The following is a 20567-nucleotide window of genomic DNA, read 5'->3' as shown; positions in this document are numbered from 1 at the left end:
CATCAGGCAACGCATGGCACGCCCCATTTGGCCTGACGTTTGCATTTTCGATTGAAAACCTCCGATCAGAGATAACGCATGCGTGAAACCCTGTGCGCCATCGTCCTTGCCGCGGGGCAGGGGGCACGTTTCCGGCAGGTTGCCGGCGCCCATCGCAATAAGCTGCTCGCCCAATGCATGGGCCGCGACGGTGTCGAGCGTGCCGTACTCGAACATGTGCTGGAAAATCTGCGCACGGTCGTCGATAAGACCGTCCTGCTGACACGTCCCGAGTACACCAGCGTGGCAGAGCTGGGCTTGCGCCACGGCTGCGAGGTGGTGGTGCTGGATTCGCCCGGAATGGGCGACAGTATCGCAGCGGCGGTGGCAGCCGAGCCCGATCACCGTGGCTGGTTGATCGTCTTGGGCGACATGCCATTCATTCAAGTGGAGACCCTGGAGTGCGTGGCGCAATCGTTGACCGCTGATCTCATCAGCGTTCCGGTCCATGGGGGGCAGTATGGCCATCCGGTGGGTTTTGGGCGCAGTTTCGGTCCGGCGCTGAGGGGGCTGGCAGGAGAGAAGGGTGCCAGGCGCCTGTTCCAGGGTGTCGAGGTCAACCAGCTGTTGGTCGATGACCCAGGCGTGTTGTGGGACGTGGATGTACCCGCCGCACTGGTTTTCAAATAAGCCGGTCATGTTCCCGACAAGGGCGGTAACCTGTAGCGCCTAAATGGCGCGCATTAAAAAGCCCCACCTGTGTGACACAGGCGGGGCTTTTTACGTGCCGCTGATATTACAAGGACTTAGGCGCTTTGCTTTCGTCCAGTTCCTCACCGTTTTCAGTCACGACCGCCTTGGCGGGCTCGTGAGTGACGGGCGACGATGCTGCCGGTTCAACGGTGACTTCTGCTGCCACCGGGGCCGGTGCCTCTGTCGACGATGTGGCGGCGGCCTCGGCTTGCTTTTGCAGGCGCTCGGCTTCCAGACGACGGCGACGAACCTCGCGAGGGTCATTCGCTGCCCGGCCGGTGCTGGCCATCGGCAAGGACGGCTTTTCGGTGCTCGCTGCAGTGGCTGCTGGCGCCGCTGCAGGCGTCGGCTCGGCAGCCACCGGTGCTGCAACGATTTCCGGTGCTGCAGTCTCGGCAGGCGTCTCGACCGAAGCCGGAGCGGCTGCGACGGGCGCTTCCACCACAGGTTCGGCAGCTTTTGGAGCTTCCACTGGCGCAACGGCAGGGGCCTCAACGACAGGCGCTGGTGCTTCCGGGGCTGGCTCGGCGGCTGGCGCTTCCGCCGCGATTGCTGCGGGCGTCTCTGCCTGTGCGGCCGCCTTCACTTGGCGCTCGAACGGGCTCAGCGAGGCGTCGAATTGTGCCACTTCAACTTCAGGCATGACCGAACGTCTGGCCGGTGCCGCTGGCTGTTCCACGGCCGGCGCTTCAACGTGTTCGGCAGGTGCAACTTCTGCCGCCGCGGATTCCACCGCTGCGGTAGCACGTTCAGCCTGATGCTGGGCTTCGGCTTCTGCCGGAGCACTGATCACCACTTCGGCAACCGCTTCGGTCACGACCAGACCCGCTGCGATTTCCTCGCTCGAACCCTCTTGACGGACCTCGCCGCTTTCGCTGCCTTCCGAACCTTCGATCACATTGCCATCGGCGTCACGCTGGCGCTCACGGCGGTTGCTGCGACGACGTTGCCCACGGGAACGACGACGAGGGCGATCGCCTTCGGCGTGCTCCTGGTTGTCGTCGTGCTGTTCTTCGTTGTTCAACAAAGCTTCGTCATCAACGGCCGCGACTGCCTGCTCTTCACGCGGTTTGCGCTCTTCGCGCGGCGCGCGTGGCTGACGCTCTTCACGTGGCGCGCGCTCCGGACGCTCTTCGCGCGGTGCGTTGGCGGCCGGTGCGGCGTCCAGTGGCTCGCGCAGTTCGCGCACACGTTCTTCCCGCGGCTTGCGGTCTTCACGTGGTGTGCGTGGCTGACGCTCTTCACGCGGTGCACGTGGAGCGCGTTCTTCACGAGGTGCGCTGTCGTCACGCGTTTCACGCGGCTCGCGCGGCGCGCGTTCTTCCCGGTCGACACGCGGTGCACGTTCTTCGCGCGGTGCGCGTTCTTCACGCTCGGCACGCGGAGCACGCTCTTCACGCGGCTTGCGCTCTTCATCGCGACGGCCATTGCGGTTGCGGCTCTGCTGACGACCGTTGCGGCGCTCTTCATTGCGGGCAGGGCGCTCGGTGGCCGGTTTTTCGACGGCGGCGACCGGCGCAGCCGGCTCTTCCTTGCTGGCGAACAGGCTGACCAGCGACTTCACCAGGCCTTTGAACAGGCTTGGCTCGTGAGCCACAGGGGCCGGTGCTGCAGCGGCAGGTTCAGCCACTTCGGTCGGGACCGGAGCGTTGGCGCGAGCGGGTGCGGTCTTGACGGCTGCTTCCTGGCGGACCAGGGTCCGGGTCGCGGCGGTTGGCTGAACTTCTTCGGCTTCGGCGGCGGCAGCAGCGATTTCGTAGCTGGACTGCAGGCTGTGGGCTTCCGGGCTGTCGTCGCGCAGGCGCTGCACTTCGAAATGCGGCGTTTCGAGGTGGTCATTCGGCAGGATGACGATGCGGGCCCGGGTGCGCAGTTCGATCTTGGTGATCGAGTTGCGTTTTTCGTTGAGCAGGAAGGCGGCGACCGGGATTGGGACCTGAGCGCGCACTTCTGCGGTCCGGTCTTTCAGCGCTTCTTCTTCGATCAGGCGCAGGATCGCCAGCGAAAGCGACTCGACATCACGAATGATGCCGGTGCCGCTGCAGCGTGGGCAAACGATGCCGCTGCTTTCGCCCAGTGATGGGCGCAGACGTTGGCGGGACATTTCCAGCAGGCCGAAACGCGAGATGCGACCGATCTGCACGCGGGCGCGGTCGGCTTCCAGGCATTCGCGGACTTTTTCTTCCACGGCGCGTTGGTTCTTGGCGGGGGTCATGTCGATGAAGTCGATGACGATCAAGCCGCCGATGTCCCGCAGACGCAGTTGGCGGGCGATTTCCTCGGCCGCTTCAAGGTTGGTCTGCAGGGCGGTTTCTTCGATGTCGCTGCCTTTGGTGGCACGCGCCGAGTTGATGTCGATCGACACCAGCGCTTCGGTCGGGTCGATGACGATGGAGCCGCCGGAAGGCAGTTCGACCACGCGCTGGAAGGCGGTTTCGATCTGGCTTTCGATCTGGAAGCGGTTGAACAGCGGAACGCTGTCTTCGTAGAGCTTGATCTTGCTGGCGTATTGCGGCATCACCTGGCGGATGAAGGTCAGAGCTTCTTCCTGGGCTTCGACGCTGTCGATCAAGACTTCGCCAATGTCCTGGCGAAGGTAGTCGCGGATGGCGCGGATAATGACGTTGCTTTCCTGGTAGATCAGGAACGGGGCAGCGCGGTCTTGAGACGCTTCCTTGATAGCGGTCCACAGTTGCAGGAGGTAATCGAGGTCCCACTGCATTTCTTCGCTGCTGCGGCCGAGGCCGGCGGTGCGCACGATCAGGCCCATGTCGGCGGGGGCGATCAGGCCGTTCAGCGCTTCGCGCAGTTCGTTGCGTTCTTCGCCTTCGATGCGGCGCGAAATGCCACCGGCGCGCGGGTTGTTCGGCATCAGCACCAGATAACGACCGGCCAGGCTGATGAAGGTGGTCAGGGCCGCGCCCTTGTTGCCACGCTCTTCCTTCTCGACCTGGACGATGACTTCCTGGCCTTCGCTCAGGACTTCCTTGATGTTGACGCGACCTTCCGGGGCTTTCTTGAAGTATTCGCGGGAGATTTCCTTCAGCGGCAGGAAGCCGTGACGTTCGGAACCGAAGTCCACGAAAGCGGCTTCCAGGCTCGGCTCGATACGCGTGATCCGGCCTTTGTAGATGTTGGCCTTCTTCTGTTCGCGGGCCCCGGATTCGATGTCCAGGTCGTATAGGCGCTGGCCGTCTACCAGCGCAACACGCAACTCTTCGGGTTGAGTTGCGTTAATCAGCATTCTTTTCATGTAGTACCGTCGGTTTCCGGGCTGCCGGAAACGGCGTTCGGCACACACGACTTCTCACGGTCGGTGTCAGGGCGCGTCAGGAGTGCTTGGACACTCCAGTGTCTAGCGATGTCCGGCCAGAGGGGCCATCGTCGCGACGACGTTTCCTGCTTGCTGTGGTGACAAATGACACCCTGTCAGCAAAAGCTTTGTCAGGAGGAGGAATCAACCATCGGTAGCGGACGATATGAAGCGTCTTGATTAAAGCCTTTTGCTACACAGTCCGACGGTTGTGCGTCTCCACCCCACACGTATCCCTGATAATTCGGGTGCTGCCGCGCGCTGAATCCGCAGCGGGTTTGCATTCACGCGATCTTCGATGGGAAGTTCGCGCCTCATGGCTCAAATTAAGGCGTGGTTTGCGCAGCATTCGCTCGAAGTAACCGCCCGTGACTGCACTTTGTGAACTGCCCTTGAACGTGGGCCTCGATGGCGAGCGTTTCACTCTGCGATCGGGCTTGTTTCAGGCCTCATGTCACCTGCGCTCGTTACACCGGCTGGCCGTTCGTTGTCACCGAAAGCCCCGTAGGACGGCCTCGCGCCCTTGTGAATTGCGTTGGTCAGGGCCGGTATTCTTACCGTTTATCCGCTGCCCAGGCCGCTTTTGGCGGCGTTCGCGACTATAGCAGCAATCATTAAGTGCTTCAAATCCATAAAAAATTGTTATGATTTGCGCCATGACGAATATCACCCCTCCAACCCCCGGCGTTCAGCTGGTTGAGGTTGCGCCGGAACTTGCCGGTCAACGCATCGATAATTTTCTGATCACCTACCTCAAGGGCGTTCCCAAGACCTTGATTTACCGCATATTGCGCAAAGGCGAAGTGCGGGTGAACAAGGGGCGGGTCAAGCCTGAATACAAAGTCCAGGCGGGCGACATCGTGCGTGTTCCTCCTGTGCGCGTGCCCGAGCGTGACGAGCCGGTACCAGTAGCGCAGGGGCTGTTGCAGCGGCTGGAAGAGGCCATCGTTCACGAAGACAAGGGGCTGATCGTGTTGAACAAGCCCGCTGGGATCGCGGTCCACGGCGGCAGTGGGCTCAGTTTCGGGGTCATCGAAGCCTTTCGTCAGTTGCGCCCTGATGCGAAGGAGCTGGAGCTGGTTCACCGGCTGGACCGGGACACCTCAGGGCTGCTGATGATCGCGAAGAAACGCAGCATGCTGCGTCATCTGCACGAGCAATTGCGCGGCGATGGCGTCGACAAGCGGTACATGGCGCTGGTGCGCGGCCACTGGCCGACTTCGCAGAAGCAGGTGCGCGCGCCGCTGCTCAAGAGCAACCTGCGGTCCGGTGAGCGCATGGTTGAAGTGAACGATGAGGGCAAGGAGGCGCTGACGCTGTTCAAGGTCCTGCGCCGCTTCGGCGATTTCGCGACCATGGTCGAGGCGCGTCCGGTGACTGGGCGGACGCATCAGATCCGGGTGCACACCCTGCACGCCGGTCACAGCATCGCGGGTGACAGCAAGTACGGCGACGAAAACTTCAGCCGTGAGATTCGCGACCTGGGTGGCAAGCGCCTGTTCCTGCATGCCTACGCGCTGACCGTGCCCCTGCCTGATGGCGGGAAACTCGAGTTGCAGGCGCCAGTCGACGACATGTGGGCCAAGACCGTGGAGCGATTGAGTGCGTCCTGATTATGAACTGCTGATCTTCGACTGGGACGGCACGCTGTCCGACTCCATCGGGCGCATCCTTGACGCCATGCGGCAGGCCGCCAACCTTGCGGGGCGGCCCGTGCGGGACGACCAGGCCATCAAAGGCATTATCGGTCTGGGCCTGCCCGAAGCGATCCGGACGCTCTATCCCGACATCTCCGGCAACGACCTTCTCGATTTTCGTCAGCACTATGCCGACAGCTACATGGCCATGGATGCCGAGCCGTCGAAGCTGTTCGATGGGGTGCGTGAATCGCTGGAAGCCTTCCGCGCCGAGGGATACCGGCTGGCGGTGGCGACCGGTAAGGCGCGTCGTGGGCTGGATCGCGTACTCAAGGCGCATGGCTGGCTCGATTATTTCGATGCCACTCGGGCCGCAGATGAAACGGCCAGCAAGCCCGATCCATTGATGCTCAACCAAATCCTCGATCATTGTGGCGTCAAGCCGGATAAGGCCTTGATGGTCGGCGACGCGTCGTTCGACTTGATGATGGCGAACAATGCGGGAATGGATGCAGTCGCCGTCGGTTACGGCGCGCAGTCGCTCGAGGCGCTCCTGGCGTACAAGCCTCGACTGACGATCGGGCACTTTTCCGAATTGCGCACATGGTTGGGTGCGTAGAGCGTTGAGCAGGCGTTATGAGCTCGGACGTCCGCCTGCTTTCGGCGGGTTTGATCGAGCGCAGCCTTATTACAGACTTTTGGCCAAATCTTAGTTGTCGGGGTAAATGATCTATGTCGGACGAATGGAAATCGCCGTCTTCGCAAGCGCAAGACGACACGGGTGATGCGAAAAGCTGGAAACTGCTGGAGAAGACGCTGCTGGCCAATGTTCAAGAGCATCGTCGGACCCGGCGGTGGGGCATCTTCTTCAAATCACTGACCTTTATTTATCTGTTCGCGGCATTGGCACTGTTCTCGCCGCTGATGGAGTTCGGCAAGGGGGCGTCGCGTGGCGCCAGCCATACGGCCTTGATCGATGTGAAAGGCATGATCGCCGATACGGAGGCCGCCAGCGCCGACAACATCGTCACTGCGCTGAGGGCAGCGTTCGACGACGAGAAAACCAAGGGCGTGATCTTGCGTATCAACAGTCCGGGCGGCAGCCCAGTGCAGTCCGGTTACATCTACGACGAGATCCGCCGCCTGCGCGCCAAGAAGCCGGACATCAAGGTGTACGCCGTCATCAGTGATCTTGGCGCCTCGGGCGCTTATTACATCGCCAGCGCTGCCGATGAGATTTATGCCGACAAGGCCAGCCTCGTAGGCTCCATCGGGGTGACGGCTGCCAGTTTCGGCTTCGTCGGAACCATGGAAAAACTGGGAGTTGACCGTCGGGTTTACACCTCCGGCGAGCACAAGGCCTTTCTCGATCCCTTTCAGCCGCCCAAAGCAGACGAGACTGCGTTCTGGCAAGGTGTTCTGGACACCACGCACAAGCAATTCATTGCCAGTGTGAAAGCCGGGCGTGGGGATCGACTGAAAGATAAGGACCATCCGGAGCTCTTCTCGGGACTGGTCTGGACGGGAGAGCAGGCGGTCGGGCTCGGGCTGGTCGACGGCCTGGGCAGTTCCAGTTATGTAGCGCGCGAGGTGATTGGCGAGAAAGAAATCGTCGATTACACCGTTCAGGAATCGCCCCTGGACCGATTCTCCAAAAAGATTGGCTCCAGCGTCGCGGAAAAGATCGCCATGTGGGCGGGGTTCGGTGGGCCTTCTCTGCGCTGAAGCTATCGAACTGAGAAGAAAACCCGGCCGTTGGTCGGGTTTTTCGTGGCAGCTCAGGCAGTCAGGGGATTTGCACACCTTCGGCCATCAGCATGTCCACCAGCCTTATTAAAGGAAGGCCGATCAGGCTGGTTGCATCGGGCCCCTCGGTGCTCCGGAACAGGCTGACGCCGAGGCCTTCTGCCTTGAAGCTGCCTGCGCAGTCGTACGGGCGCTCGGCGTCCAGGTAGCGGGCAATGCGTTCGGCGCTCAATTCGCGCATGTGCACGGTAAACGGCACGCAGTCCACCTGACAGTGGCCGGTCTGGCTGTTGTACAGCGCAACGCCCGTCAGGAAGCTCACGCTTTTCCCGCTGCTGGCGGTCAATTGCTCGAGCGCTTTATCCAAGGTATGCGGCTTGCCAAGAATCCGCTCGCCCAGTACGGCCACTTGATCGGAACCGATGATCAGGTGGTCGGGATACAGCCCTGACAAGGCCTTGGCTTTTTCCTGCGCCAGGCGCTGGACCAATGCAATGGCAGGCTCGTCGTCGCGACGGCGCTCGTCGATGTCCGGCGATGCACAGACGAACGGCAGGCTGAGGCGAGCGAGCAATTCCCGGCGGTAGGGCGAGCTGGAGGCAAGAAGCAAAGGCAGCATGGTGGTCTCCGAAACAGAAGGGGCGAGTGTAATCAGCGGGCCAGGTGCCGAACAGCCCTGAATTTCCTTTGACAGCCGCCGGGGTCGTCCCTAGAATGCTGCGCCTATGTTGAATGACCCGATTCCACCTCACGTTGACCCGCGCAAATTAGCCGATCGTGGCGCCTCTCTCGAAGGTGCGCTGCCGCTGGCCGATTTGGAGAGACTCTGCGACCCGCTTGCTGACAATCTCGGTACAGTGCAGGCGAAATTCGTTTTTGAGCGAGATGAGCGACGCGCTGTGGTTTTTCACAGTGAAATCGACGTCGAGGTCAAAATGGTTTGCCAGCGTTGTCTTGAGCTGGTCACCCTGCCGATCCATAGCGAATGCAGCTACGCCGTGGTCAAGGAGGGTGCAGACACCCAGTCGTTGCCGAAAGGCTATGACGTGCTGGAACTCGGCGAAGATCCATTGGATCTGCTGGCGTTGATCGAGGAAGAGCTGTTGCTCGCCCTGCCCATCGTGCCTGCTCATGATCCGAAAGAATGCCAGCAGCCGGCGGGCCTCGATGAGCCCGAGCCGAGCGTGGACGAGGTAACGCGGTCCAACCCGTTCAGTGTATTGGCGCAGTTAAAGCGTGACCCAAACGTTTAGGAGTTAATCAATTATGGCTGTTCAGCAGAACAAAAAATCCCGCTCTGCCCGTGACATGCGCCGTTCGCACGACGCTCTCGAGGCTAGCGCTCTGTCTGTAGAAAAAACCACTGGTGAAGTTCACCTGCGTCACCACGTATCGCCAGAAGGCGTATACCGTGGCCGTAAAGTGATCGACAAGGGCGCTGACGAGTAAGTTCTTGTCCGCTCCGATCATCGCGATCGACGCAATGGGCGGGGACTTCGGTCCCCGCAGCATTGTCCAGGCCAGCATTGCCTGCCTGCTCGCTACCCCCTCGCTTCATCTGACCCTCGTCGGTCATGCTCCCCTTATTGAAGAACTTATCGCACGTCATTCCGGCGTCGACAGGTCGCGCCTGTCCGTTGTGCACGCCAGCGAGGTCATCACCATGGATGATCGGCCTTCGCTCGCGCTGCGTGGCAAGCCGGATTCCTCGATGCGTGTGGCGCTGCGCCTGTTGGCCGAGGGCAGTGCCCAGGCATGCGTGAGTGCGGGAAACACGGGTGCCTTGATGGCGCTGTCGCGTTTTGTCCTCAAGACACTGCCGGGGATCGATCGGCCCGCGATGGTCGCCGCGATACCCACACAGCAGGGCTATTGCCAATTGCTCGACTTGGGCGCCAACGTCGATTGCAGCGCTGAGCACCTGTATCAGTTTGCGGTGATGGGGGGGGTGGCTGCCGAAGCGTTGGGCGTGGTGCGGCCTAAGGTGGCCTTGCTCAATGTCGGCACTGAAGACATCAAGGGCAATCAGCAGGTCAAGCTCGCGGCGAGCCTGCTCCAGGCGGCGCCCGGTCTGAACTACACCGGTTTCATCGAAGGTGACGGGTTATACCGGGGTGAGGCGGACGTGGTGGTTTGCGACGGTTTTGTCGGAAATATTCTGCTCAAATCCAGCGAGGGGCTCGCCACAATGATCGGTGACCGAATCGAGACCTTGTTTCGGCAGGGTGTGATGTCCAGGGCCGTAGGGGTGCTGGCGATGCCGTTGCTCAAGCGCCTCCGAGCGGACTTGGCCCCGGCGAGGCACAATGGCGCCAGCTTTCTGGGCTTGCAAGGCATTGTGGTGAAAAGCCACGGGTCTGCAGGTGTCCAAGGGTTCCAGAGCGCGATTCAGCGGGCGTTGATCGAGATCCAGGAAAATCTGCCGGAGCGCTTGCATGGTCGACTGGAAGAGTTGTTATGAGGTGCCGTGCGCTAGAATGTGACCCTCGTGACCGTCTGGTCATCCAACGGTTCTCGCGCAACACATTGAATTTCCAAACGTTCGGTTCTGCCGGGCGTTCTTTTTGACGACAACCATCAGGGGCTAGTTAATGTCTGCTTCCGTCGCATTCGTCTTTCCGGGCCAGGGTTCGCAATCCCTCGGCATGCTCGCTGAATTGGGCGCGCAGTTTCCGCTGGTGCTGGATACGTTCAAAGAAGCCTCCGACGCCTTGGGCTATGACCTGTGGGCGCTCACCCAGCAGGGGCCCGAAGAAACCCTCAATCAGACCGATAAAACCCAGCCTGCGATCCTGACCGCTTCGGTTGCCCTGTGGCGCCTTTGGTTGGCCGAAGGAGGCGCACGTCCGGCGTTCGTTGCCGGGCACAGCCTGGGCGAGTACAGCGCCTTGGTCGCAGCGGGCAGTCTGTCGCTGGCCGATGCGGTGAAGCTGGTCGAGCGTCGTGGTCAATTGATGCAGGAGGCCGTGCCTGCAGGGCAAGGCGGCATGGCGGCCATTCTTGGCCTGGAAGATGCGGATGTCATTTCAGCCTGTGCCGAAGCGGCCCACGGTGATGTGGTCAGCGCAGTCAACTTCAACTCCCCGGGTCAAGTGGTCATCGCAGGTGCCAAGGCCGCCGTGGACCGTGCAATCGAAGTGTGCAAGGCCAAAGGTGCCAAACGTGCATTGCCACTGCCAGTCAGTGTTCCCTCGCATTGCGAACTGATGCGTCCTGCGGCCGAGCGTTTTGCACAATCCGTCGCTGCCATCGATTGGCAAGTGCCACAGATTCCCCTGGTGCAAAACGTCACCGCCGCCGTGGCTTCGGACCTGGACACGTTGAAAACCGACCTGCTTCAACAGTTGTACAAGCCTGTCCGTTGGGTCGAGTCCGTCCAGACGCTGGCCGCCAACGGCGCGCTGCAACTGGTGGAGTGCGGTCCGGGCAAGGTACTCGCCGGCCTTAACAAGCGCTGCGCCGAAGGCGTGAACACTTACAACCTCAATACCCCGGATGCCTTCGCTGCCGCTCGTGCAGCGCTGGCCTGATAAGGAGACGCCTGCATGAGTCTGCAAGGTAAAGTTGCATTGGTCACCGGCGCCAGCCGTGGCATCGGTCGGGCTATCGCCCTTGAACTGGGCCGTAATGGCGCTACGGTCGTGGGTACGGCGACCTCCGAGGCCGGTGCCGAAAAAATTTCCGCTTACTTCAAGGAAAACGGTGTCGAGGGTTTCGGCCTGGCGCTGGACGTTGGCAATGACGAATCCGTCAGTGCGGTGCTGGCACAGATCACCGAACGCGTTGGCGCCCCGTTGATCCTGGTCAATAACGCCGGAATTACCCGTGACAACCTGATGATGCGTATGAAAGATGACGAGTGGCATGATGTCATCAACACCAACCTGACCAGCTTGTATCGCCTGACCAAGGGTGTGCTGCGCGGCATGACCAAGGCTCGCTGGGGGCGTATCATCAGCATCGGCTCGGTGGTGGGTGCCATGGGCAATGCCGGTCAAGTAAACTACGCCGCCGCGAAAGCGGGTCTGGAAGGCTTCAGCCGCGCGCTGGCACGTGAAGTCGGTTCGCGGGCGGTCACGGTGAACTCGGTGACGCCGGGCTTCATCGACACCGACATGACGCGCGAGCTGCCGGAGGCGCAACGTCATTCCCTGACGGCCCAGATTCCGCTGGGTCGACTGGGGCAGGCGGAAGAGATCGCGCATGTGGTCGCTTTTCTTGCCTCGGAAGGTGCTGGCTACGTGACCGGGGCTACAATCCCCGTGAACGGCGGCATGTACATGTGACTTCCCGTACCGAAAAATTGTCATACGGGCTGTCCGAAATCCGTTATAAAGCTGAAATTTATTGATGGGTTGCGGAGCGATGGAAGAAGCAGGAGTTGCGATTAGCTTGAAATACGCAAAACCTCTTCTATACACTTACCCATCGGCCCGCGGCCCGAATTTGTCCACTAGGAGTTAAAACACGGTATGAGCACCATCGAAGAGCGCGTCAAGAAAATCGTTGCCGAGCAACTTGGCGTCAAACAAGAGGAAGTGGTCAACTCCGCTTCTTTCGTTGAAGACCTGGGTGCTGACTCCCTTGACACCGTTGAGCTGGTGATGGCTCTGGAAGAGGAATTCGAGACCGAAATCCCTGACGAGAGCGCCGAGAAGATCACCACCGTTCAAGAGGCTATCGACTACGTCACCGCCCACCAGGCGTAAGCTTTCGTAGCCGTAGTTCGCTGTCCTGGAGAAACCGCACTGCCTCAGGCGTGCGGTTTTTTCTTTGAATAGGGCCAGCGTTTCGTCAATAGATTAAAGGAGAGTCCTGTGTCGCGTAGACGCGTCGTGGTCACCGGTATGGGTATGCTGACGCCATTGGGCAACGATGTGCCTAGCACCTGGCAAGGCATTCTGGCTGGCCAGAGTGGCATTGGCCCCATCGAACACACGGATCTTTCGGCTTATACGACCCGTTTCGGCGGATCGGTCAAAGGCTTCAACGTCGAAGAATACCTGTCGCCCAAAGAGGCTCGCCGTCTCGACCTGTTCATCCAGTACGGCTTGGCGGCCAGCTTTCAGGCTGTGCGCAACGCAGGTATCGAAATCACCGACGCCAATCGCGAGCGCGTGGGTGTAGCCATGGGCTCCGGCATCGGTGGCCTGACCAACATCGAAAACACCAGCCGGCTGATGCATGAACAGGGGCCAGGCAAGATCTCCCCGTTCTTCGTACCGGGTTCGATCATCAACATGATTTCAGGCTTCCTGTCCATCCACCTGGGTGCGCAGGGGCCTAACTACGCTATCGCCACGGCTTGCACCACCAGCACCCATTGCATCGGCATGGCCGCGCGAAATATCGCGTACGACGAGGCGGATGTCATGATCGCCGGGGGCGCCGAAATGGCGGCCTGCGGTCTGGGCATGGGTGGCTTCGGCGCATCCCGCGCACTGTCCACGCGCAACGATGAGCCGACGCGGGCCAGCCGCCCGTGGGACAAGGGGCGCGACGGTTTCGTGTTGTCCAATGGCGCTGGCGCGTTGGTGTTGGAAGAGCTTGAGCACGCCCGTGCTCGTGGCGCGACCATCTATGCCGAGTTGATCGGTTTCGGCATGAGTGGCGATGCGTTTCACATGACATCCCCTCCTGATGATGGCGCCGGCGCTGCGCGCTGCATCACCAATGCACTGCGCGATGCGAAGATCACCCCGGACCAGGTGCAATACATCAACGCACACGGTACTTCCACGCCGGCGGGCGACCTGGCGGAAGTCAGCGCGATCAAGTCCGTGTTCGGCGACCACGCCTACAAGCTGGCGGTCAGTTCGACCAAGTCGATGACCGGCCATTTGCTGGGCGCAGCGGGGGCGATCGAGGCAATTTTCAGCGTCCTGGCGATCAACGGCCAGGTAGCGCCGCCGACCATCAACCTCGATGAGCCCAGCGAGGGTTGTGATCTGGACTTCGTGCCACATGAGGCCCGCAGCATGCCGATCGATGTGGTCGTCTCCAACTCCTTCGGGTTTGGTGGCACCAACGGTTCGCTGGTGTTCCGCCGGTACGCTGAATGACCTTCTGCTGGATCGATGGCCAGCCTGCCAGCCAGCTGTCCGTGAAGGATAGAGGGCTGGCCTACGGGGATGGGTTCTTCGAAACCCTCCTGGTCAAGGCGGGCCAACCCTTGCTTTTCTCTGGCCACATGCATCGCCTGGCCGTGACGGGAAAGCGGCTTGCGTTCGCCCTTGACCTGCCGCTGATCGAGTCCGAATGCCGGGCCTTCGCCCATCAGATGCAGGAAGGGGTGATGAAGCTGATCATCACCCGGGGTGATGGCCTGCGCGGCTACGCGCCAGTCCCGGGCGCTCGGGGTGTGCGTATCCTCCAGGCCAGCCCGCTGCCGGCCTACCCGCCGTCCAATGCCGAGCATGGGGTGCGGCTCTTCCCCTGTCGAACGCGTCTGGCGGAGCAGCCGCTGCTGGCAGGGCTGAAACACCTCAACCGTCTGGAGCAGGTGCTCGCGCGCAATGAATGGCATGACACCGAGCACGCCGAAGGCCTGATGCGTGACACATCCGGGCGAATCGTCGAAGCGGTCTACAGCAACCTGTTCCTGGTCAAGGGCGGGGTGTTGCTGACGCCGGATCTGTCCCGGTGTGGAGTGGCTGGCATCATGCGTGCCGAGGTGTTGCGTCTCGGCGAGCAGCAGAACATGGCGGTCCGGGCACTGGACCTGGGGATGTCGGATCTGCGCAAAGCCGATGAAGTCTTCGTCTGCAACAGCGTCTATGGCATCTGGCCGGTGCGTGAGTTCGAGCAACTGAACTGGCCGGTTGGCCCTGTGACCCGTAAACTGCAACACCTCGCTCGCGGGCTTCTGGATATCTGATTCGTGATCCGAAAATTATTCGTCTTGCTGGAAACGGGTCTGGTTCTGGCGGGGCTGTTGCTGGGTCTGGCCTTCTGGGAACAGCGCAACGCGCTGCAACAGCCGCTGAACTTGACCGAGGAAAGGCTGCTCGACGTGCCCTCCGGTGCGTCACCCAATGGCATGCTTAATCGATTGCAAGCAGAAGGGGTGATCAAGGACGCTTTCTGGCTGCGTCTTTATTGGCGCTTCAACCTCTCTGACCAGGCGTTGCACAGTGGCGAGTACCGCATGAGCCCCGGGATGGATGCCAGATCGCTGCTGGCGTTGTGGCAGAAAGGCGACGTGGTGCAATACAGCCTGACCCTGGTTGAGGGTTGGAATTTTCGTCAGGTTCGCGCGGCATTGGCAAAGCAGCCAAAATTGGAACAGACATTGGCCGATCTCAGCGACAGTGAGCTGATGGCCAAAATCGGCCATCCAGACGTTTTCCCTGAAGGCCGCTTCTTTCCCGATACCTACCGTTATGTCCGCGGCATGACCGACGCCGAGCTGCTGAAGCAGGCCTACAACCGTCTGGATGAAGTGCTGAAAGAGGAGTGGGACGATCGCGCTGCCGACGTCCCTTACACCGACCGTTACCAGGCGCTGATCATGGCCTCCCTGGTAGAGAAGGAAACGGGCGTGCCTCAGGAGCGCGGGCAAATCGCCGGCGTATTCGTGCGGCGCCTTCAGCAAGGCATGTTGCTGCAAACCGATCCGACCGTTATCTATGGTCTGGGCGAGCGATACAACGGCAAGATCACCAGGGCGTTCCTGAAAGAGGCAACGCCCTACAACACTTACGTCATCCCAGGGCTGCCGCCGACGCCAATTTCCATGGTAGGGCGCGAAGCGATTCACGCGGCGATGAACCCCGCACCGGGCAACAGCCTGTATTTCGTCGCACGAGGGGATGGCAGCCACGTATTCTCCGCTGATCTCGATGCGCACAATGCGGCCGTGAAAGCGTTTCAGCTCAAGCGGCGTGCCGATTACCGTTCCAGCCCCGCGCCGGTGACGCTCCCAGTCCCGGAGTCGGGCGCCGACGTGCCGCAGTCCGCAACGGGGTCATCCCCCACTGCGCCTCAGGTGCCCACGCCTGCGCAATCCGCGGCCCCTGCCGAGGCCAGCGGCGAACCTGAGAAAAGCGAGCCGAAACCGCAATGAATCTGATCAAGGACAGCCTGTGACTGGTTTGTTTATCACCCTTGAAGGCCCAGAAGGCGCCGGTAAAAGCACCAACCGCGAATACCTGGCCGAGCGCCTGCGCGAGCAGGGCATCGACGTGGTGTTGACCCGCGAGCCAGGCGGTACGCCGCTTGCCGAGCGCATTCGTGAGTTGCTCTTGGCGCCGAGCGATGAAGTCATGGACGCCGACACCGAACTGCTGCTGGTCTTCGCCGCCCGTGCTCAGCATTTGGCGAGTGTCATTCGGCCGGCTTTGGCCCGCGGTGCCGTGGTGCTGTGCGACAGGTTCACCGATGCCACCTATGCCTACCAAGGGGGAGGTCGCGGGTTGTCGGTCGAGCGTATCGCTGCCCTGGAAGATTTCGTGCAAGGTGCGCTGCGGCCAGACCTGACCCTGGTGTTCGATTTACCGGTTGAAATTGGCCTGGCTCGCGCCACGGCCAGGGGGCGCCTGGACCGTTTCGAGCAGGAGGGGCGAGCGTTTTTCGAGGCGGTGCGCAGCACCTATCTCAACCGTGCGGCGGCCGCGCCTCAGCGTTATCGGCTGGTCGAAGCTGCCCGTTCGCTCGACGAGGTGCAGGCTTCTCTTGATGCGATGATGCCCGACCTGCTGCAGCGGCTTGCGGAACGCCAGCATGGCTGAAGGCTATCCATGGCAACAGGCCCTCTGGCAGCAACTGGCCGGGCGCACCCAGCATGCCCATGCCTATCTGCTGCATGGGCCGGCTGGGATCGGCAAGCGGGCGCTGGCCGAGCGGCTGATGCACCGGCTTCTCTGTCAGCAGCCGCTCGGCCTGGAGGCCTGCGGACACTGCAAGTCATGTTCGCTGCTGGCCGCTGGCAGTCATCCCGATAACTATGTGCTGGAACCTGAAGAGGCCGACAAAGCGATCAAGGTCGATCAGGTACGGGATCTGGTCAGTTTCGTGGTGCAGACGGCGCAGATGGGAGGTCGCAAAGTGGTGTTGATCGAGCCTGTTGAGTCGATGAACATCAACGCCGCCAACGCCCTGTTGAAAAGCCTTGAAGAGCCTTCAGGCGATACCGTGTTGCTGCTGGTCAGCCACCAGCCAAGCCGGTTGCTGCCCACCATCAAGAGTCGTTGCGTGCAACAGGCCTGTCCATTACCGAGCGAAGCCATGAGCGTGGCATGGCTGGCGGAGGCCTTGCCCGAGTGTAGCGACGAAGAGCGCGTCGAATTGTTGACCTTGGCGGCAGGGTCTCCCCTGGCAGCCGTTGCGCTTCAGGCGCAGGGTGTTCGCGAACAACGCGCGCTGGTCGTGGACGGTGTGAAGAAATTGCTCAAGGGCCAGCAATCACCGACTCAGTTGGCGGAAGGGTGGAAAGACGTTCCTTTGCTGTTGTTGTTCGACTGGTTCTGTGACTGGTCCAACCTGATGTTGCGTTACCAGTTGACCGAGGATGAAAGCGGCCTCGGATTGGCTGACATGCGCAAGGTCGTGCAGTACCTGGCGCAGAAGTCCCCGCAGCCAAAAGTACTGGCCATACAGGACTGGGTCCTGCTGCAGCGGCAGAAGGTCTTGTCCAAGGCGAACTTGAACCGGGTTTTATTGCTCGAAGCGTTATTGGTCCAGTGGGCATCTTTGACCGGACAAGGTTAGACTGGCCGCCTGGCATCAGCATCTGCAGAGGAAGTTGAAATGAGCGTTCCCCTGGGTCCGGGCCCGCGTAACGGCATTCTGTCCCTGACCATCAAGGACAAATCGGTTCTCTACGCCGCCTACATGCCATTCATCAAGAACGGCGGGCTGTTCATTCCTACGAGCAAAAGCTACAAGCTGGGGGATGAAGTGTTCATGTTGCTGAACTTGATGGACGAGCCGGAAAAAATTCCGGTTGCGGGCAAGGTCACCTGGATAACCCCCAAGGGCGCGCAGGGCAATCGCGCCGCCGGTGTGGGGGTGCAATTCAATGACGGTGACAACACGGCGCGCAACATGATCGAAAACTACCTGGCCGGTGCCCTCAAGTCCGACCGTCCTACCCACACGATGTAATTTGCCGCGGTCCCCATGCTTGTAGATTCCCATTGTCACCTCGATCGTCTCGACCTCGCTCAACACGACGGTTCTCTCGATAACGCGCTGCAAGCAGCGCGCGAACGAGGCGTTGGCCATTTTCTGTGCATCGGTGTCAGTGCCGACAACGCCGCCGACGTGAAGGCTCTGGCCGACCGTTATGGCGATGTTGACTGCTCGGTGGGTATTCATCCGTTGGATCTCAAGCCGGGGGAGGCGCCTGCGCTGGAGTGGCTGTTAGGCGAGCTGAACCATCCTCGCGTTGTGGCCATCGGGGAAACCGGGCTGGATTATCACTACGAGCCGGAAGCCGCTGAATTGCAACAAGCGTCGTTTCGCCTGCATCTTCAAGCCGCTCGCTCGACCGGTAAGCCGGTGATCGTGCACACCCGAGGCGCTCGGGCGGACACACTCGAACTGCTGCGCGAAGCGGCACTGCCACAGGCCGGTGTGCTGCATTGTTTCACCGAAGATTGGGACATGGCCAAGGCGGCGCTGGACCTGGGCTTTTACATTTCCCTGTCCGGCATCGTGACGTTCCGCAACGCTGACGCGCTGCGTGATGTGGCCAGTAAAGTCCCAGCAGACCGTCTGCTCGTGGAAACCGACTCACCCTATTTGGCGCCGATACCGTACCGGGGCAAACCGAACCTGCCGCAATACGTTCGCGAAGTCGCAGAATTTCTGGCGATGTTGCGTGGGGAGCGTTTCGAGCGCTTCGCGGAGCAGACCACCGAGAATTTCAAGCGCCTGTTTCCTCTCGCCAGGGTGAAGTCCGTTTAAGCGCACCAAATCGCAGGCAAAAAAAACCCGGGTTCTGGGGGGTGAATCCGGGTTAAGACCATTAGGAGTAAAACAAAGACACGCTATCCGTGGGTGCCTTTACCGATGCTGGCACTTGGGGGAGATGCCGCACCGACAGATTCAGTATTGGACATATTCTCCAAGCGTCCAGCGTTTGGCTGTACGTTTTTTAAACAGTTTTGGAATACCCAGCCCCCTGCTGATACCTCAATGCTTGGCGATCGCCTGCACAATCGCCAATGTCTCTTCGATCACCCGCGATGGCGTGTAAAAGTGGGGGGAAAAGCGGATACCGGGGCCGCGAGGCAAGCAGACGACCTGGTTGTGCATCAATTCCTGCCAGACCTGTGCCGCAGGCTGGCTGTCCAGGCTGAAGGTCAGGATGCCAGATCGACGGGCGGCTTCCTGTGAAGTGTGCAGCTGTACGCCGTTGATTTTGCCGAGCCCCTCCTCGAGCCACATCACGCGTTCCAGAACGGCATTTCCTACGGTATCCATACCCACTTCTTCCAAAAGCGAAAGGCTGGCGTCCAGCGCCACCGCTCCCAGCGTATTGGGGCTGCCGCATTCGAACCGTTGGGCACTGGCCGCGGGTTGCCACTCGTTGCGGCCGTAATCGCCGGAATGCTCCAGCATGTGCCAGCCGAATTCGTGCAGTGTCAGCCGGGGCCGCAGATCGGCCCGGCAATAAAAAACCCCGAGCCCTTCGGGACTGCACATCCACTTGTGCCCGTCAGCCATCGCGAAGTCGCACTGGCTGGCCTGTACGTCGAAGGGCAGGGCGCCGATGTGCTGAATGGCATCGATGCAAAACAACACATTGCGTCGTTTGCATCCTGCTCCGAGACGTTCAATGTCCAGCCGAGTGCCCGTGGCAAATTGCACCGAGCTGATAGACAGCAGACGGGTGCGAGGCCCGCAGGCGTCCAGCAAGGCTGCCTCCGGGTCCAGGCCTTTGAGGCTGACCTGGATAACCTCAACACCCTGCGGCTTGAGGGCCTCCCATACCACTCGGTTGGACGGAAACTCTTCATCACTGATCACCACACTGTCGCCCGGCCTCCAGTCCAGGCCAAAAGCGACAAAAGAGAGGGCTTCCGAGGTGTTTTTGACCAGTGCGATGTCATCCGTTGACGGCGCGTTCAGAAGGCGAGCCAGCCGTTCGCGAAGTCGCTGCTCGACCTTCATCCAGTCCAAATAGTGCTGTGCGCCCCGTAAAACGTTCTCTTCAGCGAAGTTTTGGATGGCCATGGCCGTGCGTTTTGGCCACGGGCCAACAGCGGCGTGGTTGAGATAACGCACATCGGCTGCTTGCGCGAACTCTTCGTGAAACGTAGACATGGTCGGATGATCCGTGCAATTTCCCGCCAGTTAGGCATAATGTGCGGCTTCGATTTTGACTCGACAGCCTCCTCCTATGCAGAAAGAACCTCGTAAGGTCCGTGAGTTTCGGCGCCGTGAGCAAGAAATTCTCGATACCGCGTTAAAGCTGTTTCTCGAACAGGGTGAAGACAGTGTCACCGTCGAGATGATTGCTGATGCCGTCGGTATTGGTAAAGGCACCATCTACAAGCATTTCAAATCGAAGGCGGAAATCTACCTGCGCCTGATGCTCGACTACGAGCGTGATTTGAACGAGCTGTTGCACTCGGCCGATGTCGACAAGGACAAGGAAGCGCTGTCCCGCGCGTATTTCGAGTTCCGGATGCGCGATCCGCAACGGTACCGCCTGTTCGACCGGCTGGAGGAAAAAGTGGTCAAGGGCAACCAAGTCCCTGAGATGGTCGAGCAGTTGCATACCATCCGCGCCTCCAACTTCGAGCATCTGACACTGCTGATCAAGGGGCGAATCTCCGAAGGCAAGCTCGAGGACGTACCGCCGTATTTCCACTACTGTGCAGCGTGGGCCCTGGTGCATGGCGCGGTTGCCCTGTATCACTCGCCGTTCTGGAGTAACGTGCTGGAGGATCAGGAAGGGTTTTTCCAGTTCCTGATGGACATTGGCGTGCGCATGGGCAACAAGCGCAAGCGCGACCCTGAATCCGCGCACGACCTCAAACCAGAGACCTCCGGAAGCTGACCCGTCAGCCTGCGCGCTGGGGCCCGCGAGTGCCGTTCCTCGCTCGTCGATGGAGCGGGCACTCGAAGCCCGCTGCCACGCTGAGTGCCACGCACTTTTCCCCCTTTCTTCGACATGGCGCAAAAGCTGC

21 protein-coding genes are annotated in these 20567 nt (G+C 60.7%); 18 read left to right on the top strand and 3 right to left on the bottom strand.

The window, feature by feature from the left end; all coding sequences use genetic code 11:
• The first annotated feature begins 78 nt into the window (after positions 1–78).
• The gene (locus DBP26_RS06900) at positions 79–669 is read left to right on the top strand and encodes a nucleotidyltransferase family protein (RefSeq protein WP_108237143.1); all 591 of its coding nucleotides are present in this window, start codon (positions 79–81) and stop codon (positions 667–669) included.
• A 106-nt stretch (positions 670–775) separates the two neighbouring features.
• Here the strand turns inward: DBP26_RS06900 and rne are convergent, their stop codons facing one another.
• Complete coding sequence (gene rne / locus DBP26_RS06895; RefSeq protein ID WP_108237142.1) at positions 776–3985, bottom strand: ribonuclease E; 3210 nt, start codon at positions 3983–3985, stop codon at positions 776–778.
• A gap of 716 nt (positions 3986–4701) precedes the next feature.
• Between rne and rluC the strand changes: the two genes are divergently transcribed.
• From rluC to sppA, 3 genes are all read left to right on the top strand, one after another.
• Positions 4702–5658, top strand: coding sequence for a 23S rRNA pseudouridine(955/2504/2580) synthase RluC (gene rluC, locus DBP26_RS06890; RefSeq protein WP_108237141.1), 957 nt, complete (start codon positions 4702–4704; stop codon positions 5656–5658).
• Entirely contained in the window at positions 5648–6301 is a 654-nt protein-coding gene (locus DBP26_RS06885) for an HAD-IIIA family hydrolase (protein ID WP_108237140.1), read from the top strand. The genes rluC and DBP26_RS06885 overlap by 11 nt, the downstream gene beginning before the upstream one ends.
• A 113-nt stretch (positions 6302–6414) precedes the next feature.
• A complete protein-coding gene (gene sppA / locus DBP26_RS06880; protein ID WP_108237139.1) occupies positions 6415–7407 on the top strand; it encodes a signal peptide peptidase SppA in 993 nt (330 codons plus the stop codon).
• Positions 7408–7468: 61 nt separating this feature from the next.
• Here the strand turns inward: sppA and DBP26_RS06875 are convergent, their stop codons facing one another.
• Positions 7469–8047: a nucleoside triphosphate pyrophosphatase gene (locus DBP26_RS06875; RefSeq protein WP_108237138.1), complete on the bottom strand. Its 579-nt coding sequence runs from the start codon at positions 8045–8047 to the stop codon at positions 7469–7471.
• A gap of 106 nt (positions 8048–8153) precedes the next feature.
• On the opposite strand from DBP26_RS06875, the gene DBP26_RS06870 reads away from it, so the two are divergent.
• The 13 genes from DBP26_RS06870 to DBP26_RS06810 all read left to right on the top strand — a co-directional run bounded on the left by DBP26_RS06870 (position 8154) and on the right by DBP26_RS06810 (position 18336).
• Positions 8154–8681, top strand: coding sequence for a YceD family protein (locus tag DBP26_RS06870; protein ID WP_108237137.1), 528 nt, complete (start codon positions 8154–8156; stop codon positions 8679–8681).
• 13 nt (positions 8682–8694) lie between these two features.
• Positions 8695–8877, top strand: a complete 183-nt coding sequence (gene rpmF / locus DBP26_RS06865) for a 50S ribosomal protein L32 (protein WP_010447173.1) — start codon at positions 8695–8697, stop codon at positions 8875–8877.
• A 4-nt stretch (positions 8878–8881) separates the two neighbouring features.
• The gene (plsX, locus tag DBP26_RS06860) at positions 8882–9889 is read left to right on the top strand and encodes a phosphate acyltransferase PlsX (RefSeq protein WP_108237136.1); all 1008 of its coding nucleotides are present in this window, start codon (positions 8882–8884) and stop codon (positions 9887–9889) included.
• 130 nt (positions 9890–10019) lie between these two features.
• Positions 10020–10958, top strand: coding sequence for an ACP S-malonyltransferase (gene fabD / locus DBP26_RS06855; protein ID WP_108237135.1), 939 nt, complete (start codon positions 10020–10022; stop codon positions 10956–10958).
• A gap of 15 nt (positions 10959–10973) precedes the next feature.
• Complete coding sequence (gene fabG, locus DBP26_RS06850; protein ID WP_108237134.1) at positions 10974–11714, top strand: 3-oxoacyl-ACP reductase FabG; 741 nt, start codon at positions 10974–10976, stop codon at positions 11712–11714.
• Between the two features lie 186 nt (positions 11715–11900).
• Positions 11901–12137: an acyl carrier protein gene (gene acpP / locus DBP26_RS06845; protein ID WP_108237133.1), complete on the top strand. Its 237-nt coding sequence runs from the start codon at positions 11901–11903 to the stop codon at positions 12135–12137.
• Between the two features lie 108 nt (positions 12138–12245).
• A complete protein-coding gene (gene fabF, locus DBP26_RS06840) occupies positions 12246–13490 on the top strand; it encodes a beta-ketoacyl-ACP synthase II (protein ID WP_108237132.1) in 1245 nt (414 codons plus the stop codon).
• The gene (pabC, locus tag DBP26_RS06835; protein WP_108237131.1) at positions 13487–14305 is read left to right on the top strand and encodes an aminodeoxychorismate lyase; all 819 of its coding nucleotides are present in this window, start codon (positions 13487–13489) and stop codon (positions 14303–14305) included. Before fabF ends, pabC begins: the two co-directional genes overlap by 4 nt.
• 3 nt (positions 14306–14308) lie before the next feature.
• Positions 14309–15493: an endolytic transglycosylase MltG gene (gene mltG, locus DBP26_RS06830; protein ID WP_108237130.1), complete on the top strand. Its 1185-nt coding sequence runs from the start codon at positions 14309–14311 to the stop codon at positions 15491–15493.
• 19 nt (positions 15494–15512) lie between these two features.
• Positions 15513–16157 (top strand): dTMP kinase, encoded by a 645-nt coding sequence (gene tmk / locus DBP26_RS06825; RefSeq protein WP_108237129.1) that lies wholly within the window; start codon positions 15513–15515, stop codon positions 16155–16157.
• Entirely contained in the window at positions 16150–17136 is a 987-nt protein-coding gene (locus DBP26_RS06820; protein WP_108237128.1) for a DNA polymerase III subunit delta', read from the top strand. Before tmk ends, DBP26_RS06820 begins: the two co-directional genes overlap by 8 nt.
• A 39-nt stretch (positions 17137–17175) precedes the next feature.
• The gene (locus tag DBP26_RS06815; RefSeq protein ID WP_108237127.1) at positions 17176–17532 is read left to right on the top strand and encodes a PilZ domain-containing protein; all 357 of its coding nucleotides are present in this window, start codon (positions 17176–17178) and stop codon (positions 17530–17532) included.
• A gap of 15 nt (positions 17533–17547) precedes the next feature.
• Positions 17548–18336 carry a TatD family hydrolase gene (locus DBP26_RS06810; RefSeq protein WP_108237126.1) on the top strand — a complete coding sequence of 263 codons (789 nt, stop codon included), beginning with the start codon at positions 17548–17550 and terminating at the stop codon, positions 18334–18336.
• Positions 18337–18564: 228 nt separating this feature from the next.
• Here the strand turns inward: DBP26_RS06810 and DBP26_RS06805 are convergent, their stop codons facing one another.
• Positions 18565–19698, bottom strand: a complete 1134-nt coding sequence (locus DBP26_RS06805) for an aminotransferase class V-fold PLP-dependent enzyme (RefSeq protein ID WP_108237125.1) — start codon at positions 19696–19698, stop codon at positions 18565–18567.
• Positions 19699–19774: 76 nt separating this feature from the next.
• Between DBP26_RS06805 and DBP26_RS06800 the strand changes: the two genes are divergently transcribed.
• Positions 19775–20437 carry a TetR/AcrR family transcriptional regulator gene (locus DBP26_RS06800; protein ID WP_108237124.1) on the top strand — a complete coding sequence of 221 codons (663 nt, stop codon included), beginning with the start codon at positions 19775–19777 and terminating at the stop codon, positions 20435–20437.
• Positions 20438–20567 lie beyond the last annotated feature (130 nt).

This window comes from Pseudomonas sp. RIT409 (genome assembly GCF_003052515.2).
Lineage (GTDB): Bacteria > Pseudomonadota > Gammaproteobacteria > Pseudomonadales > Pseudomonadaceae > Aquipseudomonas.
Note: the sequence above shows the minus strand (reverse complement) of the source record. Positions and strands in the feature narration are given on the sequence as shown.